15 protein-coding genes, 2 tRNA genes and 1 other RNA gene are annotated in these 18,607 nt (G+C 40.3%); 1 reads left to right on the top strand and 17 read right to left on the bottom strand.

Annotated features, from left to right (window positions below):
* Positions 1-67 precede the first annotated feature (67 nt).
* The 15 genes from BLV53_RS05635 to BLV53_RS05565 all read right to left on the bottom strand — a co-directional run bounded on the left by BLV53_RS05635 (position 68) and on the right by BLV53_RS05565 (position 15,022).
* Entirely contained in the window at positions 68-1,615 is a 1,548-nt protein-coding gene (locus BLV53_RS05635) for an amidohydrolase (RefSeq protein ID WP_090298315.1), read from the bottom strand.
* Positions 1,616-1,706: 91 nt separating this feature from the next.
* Entirely contained in the window at positions 1,707-2,945 is a 1,239-nt protein-coding gene (locus tag BLV53_RS05630) for a 6-phosphofructokinase (RefSeq protein WP_090298313.1), read from the bottom strand.
* Positions 2,946-3,028: 83 nt separating this feature from the next.
* Entirely contained in the window at positions 3,029-3,292 is a 264-nt protein-coding gene (locus tag BLV53_RS05625; RefSeq protein WP_090298310.1) for a hypothetical protein, read from the bottom strand.
* Between the two features lie 33 nt (positions 3,293-3,325).
* The gene (locus BLV53_RS05620; RefSeq protein ID WP_090298307.1) at positions 3,326-3,859 is read right to left on the bottom strand and encodes a phosphatase PAP2 family protein; all 534 of its coding nucleotides are present in this window, start codon (positions 3,857-3,859) and stop codon (positions 3,326-3,328) included.
* Positions 3,860-3,864: 5 nt separating this feature from the next.
* Positions 3,865-4,398 carry a CarD family transcriptional regulator gene (locus tag BLV53_RS05615; RefSeq protein ID WP_090298304.1) on the bottom strand — a complete coding sequence of 178 codons (534 nt, stop codon included), beginning with the start codon at positions 4,396-4,398 and terminating at the stop codon, positions 3,865-3,867.
* Positions 4,399-4,681: 283 nt separating this feature from the next.
* An RNA gene (gene rnpB / locus BLV53_RS05610) (RNase P RNA component class A) lies at positions 4,682-5,055 on the bottom strand.
* A 101-nt stretch (positions 5,056-5,156) separates the two neighbouring features.
* Positions 5,157-6,821, bottom strand: coding sequence for a nucleoside kinase (locus BLV53_RS05605; RefSeq protein ID WP_090298300.1), 1,665 nt, complete (start codon positions 6,819-6,821; stop codon positions 5,157-5,159).
* 12 nt (positions 6,822-6,833) lie between these two features.
* The gene (locus BLV53_RS05600; protein WP_170830762.1) at positions 6,834-7,535 is read right to left on the bottom strand and encodes a tRNA (adenine(22)-N(1))-methyltransferase; all 702 of its coding nucleotides are present in this window, start codon (positions 7,533-7,535) and stop codon (positions 6,834-6,836) included.
* Between the two features lie 35 nt (positions 7,536-7,570).
* The gene (gene rpoD / locus BLV53_RS05595; RefSeq protein ID WP_090298401.1) at positions 7,571-8,701 is read right to left on the bottom strand and encodes an RNA polymerase sigma factor RpoD; all 1,131 of its coding nucleotides are present in this window, start codon (positions 8,699-8,701) and stop codon (positions 7,571-7,573) included.
* A 306-nt stretch (positions 8,702-9,007) separates the two neighbouring features.
* Entirely contained in the window at positions 9,008-10,780 is a 1,773-nt protein-coding gene (gene dnaG / locus BLV53_RS05590; RefSeq protein WP_090298295.1) for a DNA primase, read from the bottom strand.
* A 12-nt stretch (positions 10,781-10,792) separates the two neighbouring features.
* The gene (locus BLV53_RS05585) at positions 10,793-11,809 is read right to left on the bottom strand and encodes a deoxyguanosinetriphosphate triphosphohydrolase (protein WP_090298292.1); all 1,017 of its coding nucleotides are present in this window, start codon (positions 11,807-11,809) and stop codon (positions 10,793-10,795) included.
* A 260-nt stretch (positions 11,810-12,069) separates the two neighbouring features.
* Positions 12,070-12,153, bottom strand: a tRNA-Leu gene (locus BLV53_RS05580).
* Positions 12,154-12,685: 532 nt separating this feature from the next.
* A complete protein-coding gene (locus BLV53_RS05575; RefSeq protein ID WP_090298289.1) occupies positions 12,686-13,444 on the bottom strand; it encodes a nucleoside/nucleotide kinase family protein in 759 nt (252 codons plus the stop codon).
* A gap of 895 nt (positions 13,445-14,339) precedes the next feature.
* Complete coding sequence (locus BLV53_RS05570) at positions 14,340-14,804, bottom strand: HIT family protein (RefSeq protein WP_090298286.1); 465 nt, start codon at positions 14,802-14,804, stop codon at positions 14,340-14,342.
* A 38-nt stretch (positions 14,805-14,842) separates the two neighbouring features.
* On the bottom strand, positions 14,843-15,022 hold the full coding sequence (locus BLV53_RS05565) for a sigma factor-like helix-turn-helix DNA-binding protein (protein ID WP_090298283.1): 180 nt from the start codon (positions 15,020-15,022) through the stop codon (positions 14,843-14,845).
* Between the two features lie 173 nt (positions 15,023-15,195).
* Here BLV53_RS05565 and BLV53_RS05555 point away from each other — a divergent pair, with 173 nt between their 5' ends.
* Positions 15,196-17,082 carry a flagellinolysin gene (locus tag BLV53_RS05555; protein ID WP_170830761.1) on the top strand — a complete coding sequence of 629 codons (1,887 nt, stop codon included), beginning with the start codon at positions 15,196-15,198 and terminating at the stop codon, positions 17,080-17,082.
* A gap of 383 nt (positions 17,083-17,465) precedes the next feature.
* Here BLV53_RS05555 and BLV53_RS05550 read toward each other — a convergent pair.
* Both BLV53_RS05550 and BLV53_RS05545 read right to left on the bottom strand, forming a co-directional pair.
* Positions 17,466-17,550 (bottom strand) — tRNA-Leu (locus BLV53_RS05550).
* A 169-nt stretch (positions 17,551-17,719) separates the two neighbouring features.
* Positions 17,720-18,601: a GDSL-type esterase/lipase family protein gene (locus tag BLV53_RS05545; RefSeq protein WP_090298280.1), complete on the bottom strand. Its 882-nt coding sequence runs from the start codon at positions 18,599-18,601 to the stop codon at positions 17,720-17,722.
* Positions 18,602-18,607 lie beyond the last annotated feature (6 nt).

Here is an 18,607-nt window from a genome sequence, read left to right as displayed (position 1 = left end):
TATTACTCCAAATAAAAAGGCACCTGTCTGCCACAAGCTTAAGGTGCCATTTTAACAATCAATTATTTTACTGTGGGAACATGCCTCGAAGCATCGTAGCCATTGAGCCGGTGCGTGAACGCTTGTAAGGCTTTCCCTTTAAGTAGAGCTCAGATACATTTATTGTTTTAAGCTCCTCCTTTGGCGTATCAAATGGGTTTTTATCCAAGACTACCAAATCGCAGCTCTTGCCCATTTCCAATGTGCCTCGTTCCTTTTCGTCGAAGCAAGAATAGGCGCCGTAATAGGTAGCCATCCTAAGTGCTTCGTAAACAGACACTGACTGATCAGGATTTTTATTATTACAAGCATCGTGTATCCACATGATAGGATCAGGGTCTGATGCTGGAGCATCGGAATTGAAACAAACAGCGATTCCCTTCTCCCTAATCTTTTTAATTGGATTGATGCCCTTTACTCTCTCTTTTGAGATAAGGCTTGCAAAAAATTCATCAACTCCCTCTACATGTGAAAGAAGTGATGGCTGAACAGAAATCACTATGTGATATTTCTCGCAGACCTTAAGCGCAGACTCTGTAGGAAGACAGCCATGAATAATCATGTGTCTGTGATCATATCTAGGATAATCCTCCAATGCTGTAGCAATGGCATTGACAGCCTGCTCAAAAGCAGCATCCCCTACAGCATGTAGCGCAATCTGGTAGCCTGCTCTATTGGCGTTGATGCAGAATTTCTGAACTTCAGCATCTGTATAATAGGATACACCCTTATTTTTAATTGTAACGTACTCATTGTTAAGAGATGCATCAGCATTGGCGAAGGTTCCGTCCAGATTGCCATAAACTACTCTGGTTAAATCTTTTTTTGAAATCTTGTCAAGCTTTGTGCATTGATAAGCTGCTCTAATCTGCATGCCATTATCAAGACCCTTGGCAACTGAACGTTCCATGTCAAAGTCGTAGTCTCGCACAAACCCTATACCGCTGGCTGAACAGATAAGACCTATACCTCTGCTGGCAAGGAAGTCAGCTGTTTCAACCATAGAATCTATGACTTTTTTAGTAGACATTCCATGGGTCAAGAAATCGCAAGCATTCATAAATGCTTCCTGTTTTAACTCACCGGTCTCTGAATTGTAGCCTCTGAGATTAGAGGTTTTAGATTTGATTGCATCCAAAAAAGCAGTATTGGCAACTCCCGAATGAGCATCGTGCTTTATGATAAATACCGGCTTATCTGGACATACTCTATCAAGCTGTTCTTTTAAAATAAGATGCCCTTCAGAGACAGCAAATTCTGTAGCCCCAAAACCAACTATAATATTTTCTTTGGTATTATCTGCATATTCTTTTATCTTATCAAGAATTTTGGCATTGGAATCCGTGTCATTGATAGGAAACATTTTGTGCAAAACTGAAAAACCAGAATAATGCATATGGGTGTCAACAAATGCAGGTACCAACACATTGTCCCCTAGCTCTATAGGTGGAATAACCTCATACTGAGTTGGAAGCTTTTGACCGATATATGCAATACGTCCCTCACGCTCAACCAGATAATTGGCTATCGTATTATGCTCATCACAAGTGATAATAGTTCCATGAAATACCTGCATATACACCCTCCATTTCCTTTATGCTCTTTCTCTCTGATTTTTTTAGAACACTCCCCCTTTTTAGGGGGAGGCTAGAGTTTAAGAGATTCTTTTATTTTTTGGTTGGTCTATAAATGTGTCTTGGGATACCATCAACCATGATAGGTGATACATCTCCCTGAATTAATGGCTTTACATATGTGATGAAAGCCTCTGTTACGTATGTACCATCATGTGTGATCCAGTTACGTGGAACAAGCTTTTCATCATTTGCAATCTTGTGGACATCCTTAACCTCTGTACCACACTGATATGGATCATCAGAATGACGGATAAGTGTAACCATTTTGCCTGAGTCTCCCTCATCTGCAGCAAGAACTGCAGCACCACCAACTTGATAAGCCTCAAGAATATCAACACGAGATGCAAGATGTGAACCTGCACGCTGAAGTGTTGAAAGCTCAATAGCTCTGGTCTTGCAACCAAGCTCACTGCCAATATAGTTGCACAGATAAGATGCTGAACCTGTGAGCTGCTTGTGATTGAAGGCATCTACAAACTCTACGTTGTTTCCTAACTCGCAAACATATTTGCCATCTTTTGTGTGAATACCTTCTGAGATACAAACTACAACTGATGTCTGTGTCTTTAGAAGCTTAACAACTCTCTCTTTAAATTTCTCGATGTCGAATGGAACCTCTGGTAAATAAATCAAATCAGGACCTTCACAATCCTCACCTTTTGCAAGGATAGAAGCACCAGTAAGCCATCCGGCATTACGTCCCATAATCTCAACAATAGTAACTAAGCCTTTTCCATATTCGAGACAATAGCTATCACGAATAATCTCCTTAACAGAGGTACCGATATATTTAGCTGCACTACCAAAACCTGGAGTGTGATCTGTAAGAGCTAAATCATTATCAATGGTCTTTGGACAACCAATGAATCTGATATCAGAGCCTGTAAGAATAGCATAATCTGAGAGCTTTTTGATTGTATCCATGGAATCATTTCCACCGATATAAATAAGTGCCTCGATTTCCAGCTTTTTAAGAATTTCAAAGATTTTAACGTAAGTATCCATGTCTTCATGGATTTCAGGAAGCTTATATCGACATGAGCCAAGATATGCTGCCGGTGTACGTTTAAGAAGCTCAACATCCAAATCATTCTTAATGTAATCGGAAAGATCAATGTAGTCCTCTTCCATCAACCCCTTGATGCCGTGTAACATACCGTAAACCTTGCCTGCCCCACGGTCTATTGCTGTCCTGTAAACTCCTGCCAAAGAAGAGTTAATTGCGGCGGTTGGTCCGCCTGATTGCCCTACAATTACGTTACCAGTCATTACATTTTACCTCCCACTACTTTATAGTTGTATTTATATTTAGCCGCCTATTTATGTAAAATAAACAACTATACTACCTACCCCTAATCGTCATCCTCAGGTAATCCTTTGATATGACTTGCAATAATATCGCACAAACACCATATTGCCCCGCCGACGGTGGATGCGATGAAAATCTTTATTACATTAATCAACAACATTCCAGCGGTAAGAGTCCCACCTGTGAAACCAATCACAAGCCAATACACCGGACGCGCAAACAATAGATAGCCACCGATATACAGACCCAAAACCGTTCCAAGAATGCTAACTAATATTGCTAAAGCGTTTCTTGCATTCTTTTTCATGAAATAAAATGTACTCCAAAAAAATTATCCTTTCTAAAATGGTAGCATAATGAGTCCAAAAACGCCACAAAAAAACCAAAAGCAAATGATTCCAATTAAAATAGCCATGATGGCGCCAGCCACAACATCCTTGATAAAATGCACTCCGCCCACTACCCTAATGACTGCAAGGCCAATTCCTAAAATCATAATAAATATTCCAATTGGAATGCTAACCTGGAAATATGTGCAGGCAATCATGAAAATTGAAAATACATGTCTGCTTGGAAAACTTTTACCAACTGTGTCCTTATCGAGGGCTGGTGTGAAATTATAAACCTCGTATGGACGTGGCTCACTAAGCTTTTTTCTGAACTGGCTGACAAAAATAAAAGAAACACCTGGAATCAGTATACTTCTGTAAAGAAGGGTTCCTCCCTGACTTGGGATTAGGAAACCACTGTAGATTAAAAGTCCAAGATATAATAAAACTGTAACATAAGTAATGGCCTTGTCCAGTACTTTAAGAACTGTGACAAGACCATTATTATTTTTTATTCTAGCTGATAAATCAGAGTATGAAATCATGTATATTAAATACCTACTAACATAGAATTTGAAGTTTTGTGCTTTAGAGCATCCTCAAATAAATGCTGTGCATATGGGATATCTTTATGCATTGCAAAAGCCATTTCTTCGAATAGCTTACGACCTGCAACACTAAGTGTCTTTTCATCTAAAGCCATAACTTTTTTGCCTGATTCAAGGCGCTGCCACTTTCTGAGAAGTACAGTCTTTACAACTCTGGCAAGAGCTTCTGGAGTGAACTCTCCCATAACTTCCTTGAATTTTTCCTGGAGCATTCTGTCGTTTGGTTCCTTGATGCATTCGATTTCATCAATGTTGTCAAGAATGTAATTAAATCTAGCTTCTTCTGCAACTGGACGAAGTTTAACAGTCGAACCTGTAATTGGAGTAAAAACTTTGGCACCTTCCTTAAAAACAGGGGCCATGCAGTAGTAGGTCTTTCTCGAACCCTTGCCCATAAGCTCCATGTCATCTATATCCTCGATTTGACAAACACCACTTCCCTCATGAACTAAAAAATCGCCTACCTGATATTCCATTTTTCACCATCCTTCTATGACATTAACAACACGTACCTCCACAACTTCTCTCCCACGAATATGGTTATATTATATCACGTTTTTACTGATTTTACGCCGTTCAAATCACAAAAAGTTCACATTCGTTAATAATACCCACGCGCATGTGTGTTTTTCACGTCTTTTTAGTCATTTTACCTATATCGTCAGATAATTTAAATTGTAGTAATTGATTACACGTTGTAATAGTGAAAAATATTGTTATAAAATAAAGCATTGTAGCTAAAATATAAACTCTAATAATAAAAAAGGCCCGACTGTGAGCCGGGTTATGTCTTTTAAAGTAGTCATCTATCTAGGGCCACTGTTGCCAATGGTCTCAAGCGTTCAACCTAGTGCTGGCGGGCCGCGTACGCACTTATTAGAACTTGCTCCGAATGGGGTTTACATGGCTACCGCTGTTACCAGCAGTACGGTGGTCTCTTACACCACCTTTCCACCCTTACCATGCTATGAGCGCTCCCTCGAAAAGTTGCACTCATAGCTTGGCGGTATATTTCTGTTGCACTATCCTTGGAGTTACCTCCACCGGCCGTTAGCCGGCATTCTTGCCCTGTGGAGCCCGGACTTTCCTCTCCCTGACCACTACAGTCAGGCAGCGACTACTCATCGGACCTTTAATGTATTAAAGAGGGGCCCGCCCCTGCGGGAAGATTCCTTAATACCATGAACTGCCCATTGCCGGAGGCAATCTTAAATGCAGTTCTTTATTGTTTAATTTATAAAATACATGATCCTCCAATGAACTCTCTAACTAAAGAATTGTTAGGAATAACCTCTGGTGCCATTGGAAGGAAATAATCCAAAAGCTTTATCAGACGCTTTGCCTCACCATATGTAGGCTCATCTGGCTCAATAGCATAAAGCAATGGGTCAACATATAGTTTAAGCGCTGCCATCTCATAAATCAAGGCCGTATTGAAAATATAATCAGCCTGTTCCTGGAATGGGAAGATATTTTTCTCCTCACCTCTACGAACAGAATCCCACATAGCTATGGTTTCTGAGGCTGTAGTTGCCCTAGTTCTGGCATCTCTTACAATACGACGAATAAGTCTTCCATCTGCTGTAGACAGTGGATTATGCTCGTCAATCGACAGCTGAGTCAACGCTGACAGGTAAATTTTGTACTTACTTTCTGCAGGTAATGAAGAACTCATTCTATCGTTTAGACCGTGGATACCCTCGATAACGAGAATATCGTGTTTACCTAATTGCATATAATGATCATTATATTCTCTTTTACCTACCTTAAAATTAAAGTTAGGCAAAAGTACTCTTTCTCCATTTAGGAGCTTAACCATACAATCATTGAAATATGGTATATCAAGTCCTTCTATAGACTCAAAATCCTTTTCACCATATTCATCTATAGGCATTTGATCTCTGTCGAGATAAAAATCATCTAAAGGGAGAGGATGCGGAACACATCCTAATGCCCTCAAATGTGCTGAAAGCTTGTGAGAAAAGGTTGTTTTTCCTGATGATGACGGACCAGCCATCATAACAAATTTAATGTCCTTATTATCCGCTATGGTTATGGCTAAATCACCAATATTGCCCTCCATAATAGCTTCCTGAGAAAGCACAATATCCCTGATGCGACCATTTGCAATAGCTTCGTTTAAAGCCCCCACTGTAGGGACGCCCATTGTAGAGCCAAACAATGATGCTTCCTGCTGTACTCTAAAAAGCTTCATAGGCTTTTTAAAGGTAGCAACCTCTCTGGTATTGATGCCTGGAAGACTTCCATCAGGATACATAAGCATAAAACCATTCTCAAACTTGATTAAATCGAAATATTTAAGCAAGCCTGTGGTTGGCACCATATAACCATAAAAATAATCAATACATCCATCCAAATCATATACATTGATGTTGGAACTTGTACGATATTTTAACAGCTGTTCTTTTTCCTTCATGTTGAAGGATTTGAACATTTCTTTGGCCTGAGTGGTCTTAATGGAATATTTTTTTAGTGGAATATCCTTTTCCACAAGGTTAAGCATAATCCTCTTAAGTTCTTGCAGCTCTTCCTCTGAAGGTGGTTCTACGCCGTCTAACGTGCAGAAATCCCCCTGTCCAAGAGAATGTTCAACCCTAAGATATGCATGTTTTGGCAAAGGATAAGCTTCCATAAGGGCTCTTTGAAGCATGAATGCCACACTTCGTCTGTAAGCCCTGCGTCCATCTTTTTCGGCTGTAGTAAGAAACTCAAGCGTTCCTACTCCAGTTATACCCTTGTTAAGTTCCGTAAGACTTCCCTTATATTTTGCAAGAACAATATCATCCTTAAAATCAGGTTGATGCTTTTTTGCAATGTCCACTAAGTGAGTTCCATCTTCGTAGGTTTCTTCATTGCCATTAATTATTACTTTTGCCATAGCTTCCCCCTCCTAAAGTGAATTTCTTATTTCTGAGATTATGTCTAGCTCTTCTTTCAGCTGACGACATCTTAAAGCTATAGCCTCAGAGTCGCTTCCCCCATTTTCAAGCTTACTAAGAATAGAGCTGTATTCACTTTCATTTTTATCCAAAAGCTTTTGTAAAAGCTGTGGTGATTTCTCTATGACTTTTGGCCCGTATACGAGCTGAGCCTTTGTGTATGTTGGACGATTTTTAACATCAGGCTCATAGTGGATTTTGATGATTGGATAGATTTTGTTTTCCTCTGTACAAAGGGACTCATCATCTATCACAAAACCCTTTTCTGTAAGCATACTACGAAGCTCATAGTATTCAGATTGTGGCTCTATTATCATGCATTTAGCTGATTTAGCCACATCAAAATCCTTTGATATGATTCTGCCAATCAGGGCTCCTCCCATTCCGCAAATGCATATTACATCAGCCTCAGCCACTTCAAGTTTGGCAAGACCGTCAGATAGACGGGTTTCACATCTATCCTTGAAACCTGAAGCCAAAATATTCTCATTTGCTTTTGCAAGTGGTCCCTTATTTATGTCCATGGCTATGGCTCTTTTGGCCACTTCTCTTTCAAGCAATGCAATAGAAAGATAGCCATGGTCACAGCCTACATCGGCTATAGTGTCGCAAGCAGGCACCATGTCGTATACGATTTGCAATCTTGTAGACAATTTTATCATTTAATTATGTATAAACCTTGATATATTTACTGATCTAGATAATCCTTTAATTTTCTACTGCGGCTTGGGTGACGAAGCTTTCTTAAAGCCTTTGCTTCGATCTGACGGATACGCTCACGAGTAACGTTAAACTCCTTACCTACTTCTTCAAGGGTACGAGCCTTGCCATCCTCAAGACCGAATCTAAGGATAAGTACGCGCTGCTCACGCTCTGTAAGTGTATCAAGCACCTCGTGGAGCTGTTCCTTCAAAAGAGTAAATGTAGCTGCTTCTGCTGGAACTGGTACATTTTCATCTGGAAGGAAATCTCCAAGGTGACTATCTTCCTCCTCACCGATTGGAGTCTCAAGAGAAACTGGCTCCTGAGAAATCTTGAGGATTTCATGAACTCTGTCTACAGTGATACCCATCTCTGCAGCGATTTCCTCTGGAGTCGGTTCACGGCCGTACTCCTGGAGTAACTGACGTGAAACTCTGATGAGTTTGTTGATGGTTTCAACCATATGTACAGGGATACGGATAGTACGGGCCTGATCGGCGATAGCACGTGTAATAGCCTGTCTAATCCACCATGTAGCATATGTAGAGAACTTGTAACCCTTGTGATAATCGAACTTTTCTACAGCCTTCATAAGACCAAGGTTACCTTCCTGAATAAGGTCAAGGAAAAGCATACCACGTCCAACGTAACGCTTTGCGATAGAAACTACAAGACGAAGGTTAGCCTCTGCAAGCTTGTTCTTTGCCTCCTGGTCACCTGTCTCCATTCTCTGGGCAAGCTCTACCTCTTCCTCTGCAGAAAGAAGTGGTACCTTACCGATTTCCTTAAGGTACATACGAACTGGATCCTCAATGCTGACAGAATCAGGCACTGACATATCGATATCTTCTAAATCCTCATCATCACTTGCAAGTAAAAGCGCATCAGAAGGACCAGATGAGAAGTTTACATCGATACCCTTTTTATCAAGGTGAGTAAGGATGCGCTCCATCTGCTTTGCATCGATTTTGTAGTCCTTTAAAAACTCCGAGATTTCGTAATCTTCAAGAATGTTCTTCTGAGTCTTGGCGATTTTGATAAGCTCTGCGATTTTAGAATCAAGCTCGTCGCTACCAAAGGTATCAACGTCATCGTCATCATCATCTACATCATCCATGTCGATTGAAGTCTTAGCACCAACAGATGCCAGGAATTCGTCTACATCGTCATCATCCTCTGTCTCATCAATGTTGTCGAAATCATGCTCATCGAATTCAAGATCCTCAGCTGAGATTTCTTCAAGATCACCGAAGTCAACATCCTTATCTTCAGTTTCTGCATCATCAACCTCATCTGCTTCTGCATCAGCTTCAGCCTCAGCTAGAAATGCCGCAGCGGCAGCATTTAAGTCTCCGCTTTCGATTAACTCATCAACTTTCTTTTTTGCCATTTTTATTCCTTTCTATTTGAAAAAATGAAATAACTAAACAAATGAAATATTCAAACGTTCAAGTTGTTGTAATGTACGCTTTCCCGCTAAAAGACTTTGAAGGTCTGTTCCACCCTTTTGTGCTCTTTCAAGGGAATGCTTTTTTATTCTAAGCAAAGTCTCTTTTAGAGCCTTGCTAAGATCACTGTTTCCTGTGAGCTCGCCAACTGTAGTGTTAAACAAAGCCGCTACAGTTTTGCGGTCTTCGTCCTCCATAAACAAATCTACGATACGAGCTGTATCCACTGGGCTATTATCATCACAATATTTGAATACCTCAGTGGCAACGGTGCGATAAACACCGTCTTCAAAATCATCTATATTGATATAAGGCTTAACCTTTGGATATATGCTTTGGTTCTCAACCAGCCATGTTAAAAGAAGCCTTTGTGACATTTTCATTCCATCGTCCTTTGGCTTAATACCACGTTTCTGTTCAGCCTGAGCCCCACTGTCACGTTTGGCAGTGATTCCAGACTGGCCTAGCTCCATAATATATCTGGCTAGAGCATCCTTTGGAATGTTAAACCTGGCTGCTACGGATTCCGTGTAGTTTTCCCTCTCAAGCTGAGTAGGAAATTCCGTGACAATCATCCTTGCAGTTTCTTTTTGGAAATCAGACTTTTTCTCAGGGTCTGTCATGTCGTAATTCTTCTGAAGCATTCGAACCTGATACATAAAGCTATTTTCGGCATTTTGGATACGTTTTTCATATTCCTCTGCGCCTAGATTCTTAATGAATTCATCAGGGTCCTTATAAGGGGACATATTGATGATTCGGCAGGATATTCCAGCATTTTTTAAAATAGGAATAGCTCGAAGTGCAGCCTTTTGGCCTGCCCCATCTGAATCATAGCTAAGGTATACGTCCTTGACGTAGCGTTTAAGCATACCAGCGTGGCCCTCTGTGAGAGCTGTACCCAAGGATGCAACTGCATTGTCAAAGCCTGCCTGGTGCAAAGCTATAACGTCCATATAGCCTTCGCACAGTATAAACTGCTGACGTCTGGTCTTTCTGGCGAAATATAATCCAAAAAGGGTTTTGGATTTGTTGAAAATCTCGGTTTCCGGCGAGTTTAGATATTTAGGCTCACCATCACCCATAACTCGTCCACCAAATGCTACAACCTTACCATTGGCATCAAAAATCGGAAACATGGCTCTATTCCAGAATTTATCATGACCACCTCTTTTTTCATCGATGGTGATAAGACCACAATCCTTTAAAATATCATCCTCATAGCCCTTTTCCCTGAGATATTTATACAGGGAATCTGAATATTTGCTAGAGCAGCCAAGGCCAAATCTATGCATGGTCTCTGGAGTAAGCTGACGTTTGGTGAAATAATCAAGGGCTTGCTTTCCTGCATCGGAGCGAAGCATTTTATAATAGTATGCTGCGGCAGTTTTGTTAATTTCAAATAAACGGCTACGTCTGTCCGCCTGCTGTCTCTCCTGATAGGTCATTTCCCGCTGTGGCAATGTGACACCAGCTCTGCCAGCAAGTTCTTCCACTGCTTCCTTGAAGGTCATGTTTTCATAATTCATAAGAAAGCTGAAAACATTGCCTCCAGCCCCACATCCAAAGCAATAATACATCTGCTTTTGAGGGCTTACTGAAAATGAACCAGTTTTTTCATTATGAAAGGGACAAAGGCCAAAATATTGGCTTCCCTTTTTTTGTAAATTTACATAGTGCGAAATAACATCTACAATGTCCGATTTAGTGCGGACTTCTTCTACGATGTCGTCTGAATAATAAGGCATTTATTCTCCCAATTAAAATCCATCAACAACCCATGCCTTTGGCATGAAGAATTCGTTGAATTTAGTAATACAATATTGGTCTGTCATACCAGAGATATAGTCACAGATGATTCGTTCCTGGCTTTCACCATCTTCTTCCATAGCACGATACCTTGGAGGAAGTTCCTCAAAATGATTGGTATAGTACTCATATAATTCACGAATCATACGCTTTGCCTTGACCTCTTCAACCTTTGCCACAGAATCCTTGTAGACGTTGGCAAACATGAATTTGCGGAGGTCAGACATAGCCTCTTCAACCTCAAAAGACATTTTTATCTGAGGACTATCCTGGCTTTCTATAATTACGTCGTGTATAAGTGTATCTAAGCGCACTGCAGAAGACATTCCCAAGGTCTTTCTGATTTCAAGGGGAATATCATCCTCTGTTAAAATCTGCGCACGAATGGCATCGTCTATATCACTATTAACATAGGCGATTTTATCTGAGAGACGAACAATCTGTCCCTCTGGTGTGGCCGGCCTTCCACTGGTACGATGATTGCGGATGCCATCTCGAACCTCCCAGGTAAGATTTAAGCCCAAACCACCTTTTTCAAGCTTTTCTACAATGCGAACGCTCTGCTCAGAATGGACAAAACCTGTGGAGCACATGGCATTAAGCTGTGCTTCTCCTGCATGTCCAAAAGGAGTATGTCCCAAATCATGACCTAAGGCTATAGCTTCAACGAGATCCTCATTCAGTCTCAGCGCTTTGGCTATAGTTCTGGCATTCTGTGAAACTTCCAACGTATGGGACAATCTGGTTCTATAATGATCACCCTGAGGAGTAAGAAAAACTTGAGTTTTGTTCTTCAAGCGACGAAATGCTTTGCTATGAAGAATTCTGTCCCTGTCTCTTTGAAACAAAGGACGAATATCACATTGTGGCTCATCCTTTTCGCGGCCACGAGAATTTTCATTGAGCGTAGCATAAGGGCTAAGTGTTTCCCTTTCCATCTGCTCAATCATTTCGCGTATTGTGCCCATTTTAGCCTCCCAATTTTGCTTATAAAACGACACTCCTATAAAACGAATTACACACAAAAAAAGGATATCCTTTTTTTGTGTGTAAAAAAATGTAATTGATTTAAATAAGCCACCGCAAGTGTGTGATGGGATGCCTTAGGCTCATTTTTGAGATCACTTTGTTATACTCCTCAAAAATAATCCTAAGGCATCCCATCACACACTTACTTACGTTTTGCATAAACACAAAAAACCTAGACGCGATGCGCCTAGGTTTGGGCTGCAGGAAATGGGACTTGAACCCACACGATATTGCTACCACAGGCACCTGAAGCCTGCGCGTCTGCCAATTCCGCCATTCCTGCGAACATATTGTATTTTAAGGATTAATTATCATTAAGTCAAGAGTTTTGTGTTAGTTAAAGTAACATTTTTACACAAAAAACGGGCGACACCAACTCGGAAACCACTTGATTCCTAGCTGATGCCGCCCCTAGAATTCGATCCCAATGGACTATACCTCTCAATCTGTTTCATTTTGATATGTTGCTGTCCATTTGAAAACTTTTAATCATTGATGGACCTCATCATAAAATTGTCGCGTGTGTTTAAATGTTAAATCTCTGGTGGACTATACCTTCCTTTCCTGAATTTTAACAATTAACATTTGGTTTTAAAACTTAATCCTCTGGTGGACCGTACCTCCAATCACTAGATTTTGATATTACATTAGTTTTAAAACTTAATTTTCTGGTGGTCTGTACCTCCCTTTCTCTTTTGCATTTGTTATTTTGTAATTATTATTATAGCGTGCGATTTGTATTTTGCAAGATAATTTTATATTTTTATCTCAAATTGTCAGATAGCTTAATGTTCGAAGGTTTGTTTTGTGAATGATTACGGGTTGTAAATCTCGGAACCCGCTTGAATACTATCATCTTCCAAAACCACCAATTTTAAGTCTGGATTTTGAGATTTCAAAAGACAAGTTCTAACATTTGCCATGTCGCTATAATCAACGAATTTTGTTGCATCATCAACAGAATTTCCGCTCGCAGCTTTTCTACAAATAAGACGTCTTCTGAGCATATCTTCATCAGCAGTCATAAGTATTGTGTAGTCAGCATAGGATTTTAAATCACTCCAGCCAGGTTCATCTAACAGTAGATAATTCCCCTCAAGCAACACAATATTTGATGATATGGTAATCACATTATCCTGTGGATTATGGGTGGTTCTATCGTAAATTGGCCAACCACAATTTTCCCCAGCTACAATCCTTTTTATACGCCCAGTAAGAAGATGCAAATCAAAAGTTTCTGGAGCACCTTTGATTTTTACCATAGGTATCTCAACACCATCTCTGACTGTAGTGTGATTAATCAAATAGTCCTGCATACGGTGAAATCCATCCATGCCTATAGACTGAATTTCGGCTACCCCATCAACTTCTCTGGAAAGTTTTTCCAAAAACGAACACAATGTGCTTTTTCCAGTACCCGGAGGAGCCGCCAACATTACCAGAATACGTCTGTCTTTTTCTTTTTGAAGTTCTGTTAATCTTCTTAACAATGGAATAAAAATATCATTTATATTGGACTCAGTGTAATGCGCATCAACATCCAAACCGTTTATATTTACCTTATAATCATACATAGTAATATTTATCGAATTAATATCCTTTTATTTATTTTATCTCAATGATTATAACTCATTTTTCTTATTTCTTATACATTTGCATAAAAAAACAACCACATTTAAGTGATTGCTTCTTACCAATGCGGAAGGCGGGGGGAGGTGGATAAAGAAAAAGGTCCGGTGGACCTTTTTCCCACCGAACCGACCGACGAAGACCGTCAGGTCGAGGAGACCTTGAACAGTTCTGTCAGTCCAGAAACCCGCCAAGAAAGGAGGTTCTGATACCGTCCCCCGAAAGGGAACCCCTTAGGGAACCCTTAAGATTTCAAATGAGAGCCTTTCAGCTTTTAATTAAAGATTTTCTTTAACAAAAATAGGATTTTCAAAATCGCATATATCTTGTTTTACGCAAACTGGAATTTAACGAGCTCTCCCTTTTATAGAAGAGCCCTACAAACTGATGTTTTTCAATAATCTATGACTTCTTGCTTACCCAATAAGGAAATTGTCAGCAAGAATCCTGCTTTGCAGGACATGAAAATAGACAAATCTATTTTCATGGTATTTACGGTTCCTGTTTTTCTGAGGAAAAACAAGAACCTATACATATTTATCAAATTGGGGACAAATTGGTTAAATTATAGTTGTTCCCTAGGCACTACGTGTATATTCGCATTTTTTTAGTATACTCACGTAATATTTTTAGAAAATCCCCTAGAGTGAGTATTATCTCAGTGATAATGATACTCATTAATCTAAATACGACTATTATCTTACCATCTGACCATTGTAACATCAAGGAAACCAGCAACATCCTACGTGCATAATTCAGCTTTTTAGCAAGAATCACGTAATTCATGAAAACCGGTACTAGAGTTATGCCACAGCTACATCAGCAAGGCTTGACTCCGATTTATCTTTTCGTTAAAACATCAAGTTCTTTGGATAGTACCGCTTTCATTTCTTGTAGTTTATCATCCGTAGGTCTGTTATCATCCGAATACATCTTTTCGAATGGATACCACCATACTGGTCCTTTTCCATTGTTTCCATATTCCTCGATATCTCCATTCACTCTAGGAAACAAGTGCCAATGAAGATGAGCATCTCCATTTCCCAGACACTCATAGTTCATCTTTTCTGCTCCAAAAGCCTTTTTTACAGCCTCAGCTACTATAACCATTTCATCGAGATATTTCTGCCTAAAATCTTGTGATAGATCAAATAATTCAACAACATGTTCTTTGCACAAAAATAATGAATATCCCTTAAAATGCTGATAATCGCCTATAACAACATAGCCAGTTTCAAGTTCTTTTACAAAGTAAGGATTATTCTCTTCTTTTATTAACTTTATTCTATCGCATATTATGCACATAGTTTTCTCCCTCCACAAAATTCGATTTATTTTACATCTTACCGTTCTTTTCTAAGAATAGCAAAAGCTTCAGATTCAATGTCCCTCGCAAACTTCTCGCTAAGATGGAAGTATGCCGCTGTTTCTTCAATACTTCTGATGTCTCTCTGATTCAGACCATAGTGATGAATCAAAACCTTTCTTTGTCTGGGTGATAAATCCACAAGCCTGTTAATCATTTTTACAATTCCCTGATTTTTGAATTTTCCCACGTATTATCTATATTATCTACGTAAAGCTTATAAGAATCTAAAAAGTTAAAAAAAATAATTATATGAGGTAAATTTTAACTTCAGAAAACCGACATGATAGTTGTAACCTCGAAAAAAATGAAGATAAAGGGCAGTGATTAATGGTAGTAAAGCACAATCTAAATGCTAGTAATTCTAGCCGCATATACAACTTAACAAGTGATTCCCTTGGAAAGAGCATGGAGAAGCTTTCCAGCGGATATCGTATTAATCGTGCAGCAGACGATGCTGCAGGCCTTTCTATATCTGAAAAAATGCGTCGCCAGATACGCGGGTTGAACCAGGCGTCAATGAATGGCGGCGATGGCATATCTTTAGTTCAAATCGCAGATGGAGCTCTTAATGAAGTTCACGACATGCTCCAGCGCAGCAATGAGCTTGCAGTACAGGCAGCTAACGGTACGCTGTCAGATAGCGACCGCAAGAACATCAACGCTGAAATAACTAAGCTTAAAGAAGAAATAAACTCCATTACCGCAAGAACAAAATTTAATGATATTCAGGTGTTTTCCAAAGATGGCTTTGTGCCAAATCTAAAGGCTATAGACGCAACATCTACTCAGGAAACCGTAGTAGATAATCTGGCCTCCAAGATTTCCGATGAATATTTTCCAAACGCAGTAAGCCAGATATTGTCAGCATTTCCTTCCCTTGGAAATAAAGTAAATGAGCTGGCATCAGGGGATAAAACACCTTACGATACAAAGCTTTCAATCGAATATATAGATGGTATATCCGGAACATTAGCATACATGAGCGCAAGCTTCAGAATATTGGGCTCTAAACAAGAATTTGCATCAGGCACCCTTGGCATGACCGTGGATGAGGCAGATTTTCCTTCTCTAAATCTAACAGAAGATCAGATGCAACAATTAGAGAGTACCATTGCTCACGAGACAATGCACGGCATCATGGATGTGACCATGCCTAGCGGAATGTACTCGCGCGATGGCTCTGCAAGCGACATGCCAAAGTGGTTTGTAGAGGGTACAGCCCAGCTGGCAGGTGGAGGATACACAACAGGATGGAATTATAATCTCACAATTCTGGTAAAAGGCCTTACTGGCTCAGAGGATACCAGCCAGGATTCTGCAATCGCAGCATACCTGAGTCAGGGCGGAGACTACACAGTGGAAAGCAGACCATATGGCCATGGATATTTGGCTGCAGCATATGCCAGCTACCTGGCTGCAGATGGCAATGATGTGAGCGTTGCAAACCTAAGAAAGGGTGCAGACAAGATATTTGGAGCTCTTATTAATGATCAGGCCGGAAGCTTCGACTCTGTAGTGCGCGGACAAACAGGCATAGATGTTAGTGCTATTGTTAGCGCAATCAATTCAGCAAGCAAATCGCGCTTTTCAGAAAAGCATGATAAACTAAGCGCCGTTGAGTTCGTACGCCAGTTATCTTATTACAGTTTAGGCGGCGCAGGCTCACTTATCACAGACGATTTGAAAATTGGCGGAACTGCAATCCTTGGAACTACAGCGGATAAGGATAGTCAGCCTATACGAATAACAAATGTTGAAAAGACATACAGCGCACTTACATCAACAGCGGCAAGTGGCGGAAGTGGCGGAAGTGCCAACGTAGTTCTTCATTTGGGAACCGATGCGGATATGACAAACAAGCTTGAAATCAGGCTTTATAACATGAATTGCCAAGCACTTACCATCGATACCACCGAGGTTTTGACGGAGGATACAGCCACAAGCGCAATCGACGAATTTGGCAAAGCAATAAGAATAGTCAGCGGTGTTCGCAGCTATTTTGGTGCAATGCAAAATCGTTTGGAACACACCATCAAAAACCTGGACAATGTAGTGGAAAATACTGACGCTGCAGAGTCAAGAATTCGCGATGCAGATATGGCAGACGAAATGGTAAATTTATCTAAGGATAAAATCCTTGCCCAGGCAGGCGAATCCATGCTTGCGCAGGCAAATACCAGCACAGAAGGAGTCATGGCACTCCTGCAATTCTAAACATTCCGTGAAAGCGTCCATTCTGGGCGCTTTTTTCACATTAAATTAACATATTTTTAATATTAACTAGATGGCTGCAATGCTTGGTCACTCAATGTTTCTAGGCCTCTACAACCAATGCGGAAGGCGGGGTGAGGTGGATAAAGAAAAAGGTCCAGTGGACCTTTTTCCCACCGAACCGACCGACGAAGACCGTCAGGTCGAGGAGACCTTGAGTCTCGCCTCCCGGCTCGGTCGGTGCTTCTGCTTACGCAGAGGTGTCCACTGGACACCCGCACCCCGGATTCAAGGGACTCTTCGGCCTGTTAATTAAGAACCAGGATGCATTATATTATTGAATATAAAAAAAGAACTAGGAATGCATCCTAGTTCTTAATTAATCATGCGGAAGGCGGGACTTGAACCCGCACGCTCGCAATGAGCACAAGATCCTTAGTCTTGCTCGTCTGCCAGTTCCGACACTTCCGCATTTGCGTTAGTGACTGATGTCTCTTAACGACAAAAATTATGTTATCAAAGTATGCCTCAGGAGTCAACAATTTTGCGCAGAAAATGTGTCTAACTTTTCCGGTCTATATCTGAAAATTCAGACCTTTTAACAGCATGATAAAAATCCCCGCTGCTACAAGGCTCACCCTTAATCTACTATGGCATTATAAAGTAGATATTGATGCCAAGGTTCGTAGCACGAGCCCTTCAGATGAACACCATCACCAGAAAGCTCTGCTTTAAGATTCCCCTCTTCATCATCCAAAATATCATTGACATTTAAAAAGAAAACATGCTGATAATCTACATACTTCAAAATGGCGGCATTTCTTACATTTATAGCTCCGTTATTAAAGATTGGATCATTATCACTCTTCTCTTTCGTTACATGCATTATGCTGTTTATATATATGATAGTATTTGGATTTATTTCAAGAATCCTATCTATAACTGTCTTGTATGCTTCAGCATAGCTTTCATTAGTACCACGCCCCAGTTCATTGATTCCAACCATCATATAAACCTTTGAAAAAGTAACTTCCTGGAGAGCGTCAAAAACGGTGATTTCCCTACCATCTTCTGTCTCTACCCATTCTTTATCTCGAATATCATAGATTGAAAGGGATTTTTTTGCAAAAAATGTGCTTCTTGAATCAAGAGCTGAACAGTACATAGAAAGACCTAAAACTCGGGAATCTCCAATAAATACCGCATCATCAAAATAATCATCCTCGACGTGAGTAAAGGTCTTAGCTTTAACTGCTGGTGTTTCATCTGCATTTTCAGATACTGACTGTTCATCAGCCACATCATCAGATGATTCAGCCTTTGTTTCCTCCGGAGCCACATATTCAGACCAAGGGTACACCCCATCAGCCGCAGCCTTTAAAAGAGGCACCATCACAGGTTCCTGTGCCACACTTGTGGTATATTCTTGATATTTAGTGGATAGATTGATAACGCTACATATTGATAAAGTTATCCCACTAACAACTACTAAAATCAATAAAAGAAAAGTTTTTATTTTCATTGATTT

It is taken from the genome of Pseudobutyrivibrio sp. ACV-2 (genome assembly GCF_900107545.1).
GTDB lineage: Bacteria > Bacillota > Clostridia > Lachnospirales > Lachnospiraceae > Pseudobutyrivibrio.
The sequence above is the reverse complement of the archived record's forward strand: the minus strand, read 5'-3'. Positions and strand labels throughout refer to the sequence as shown.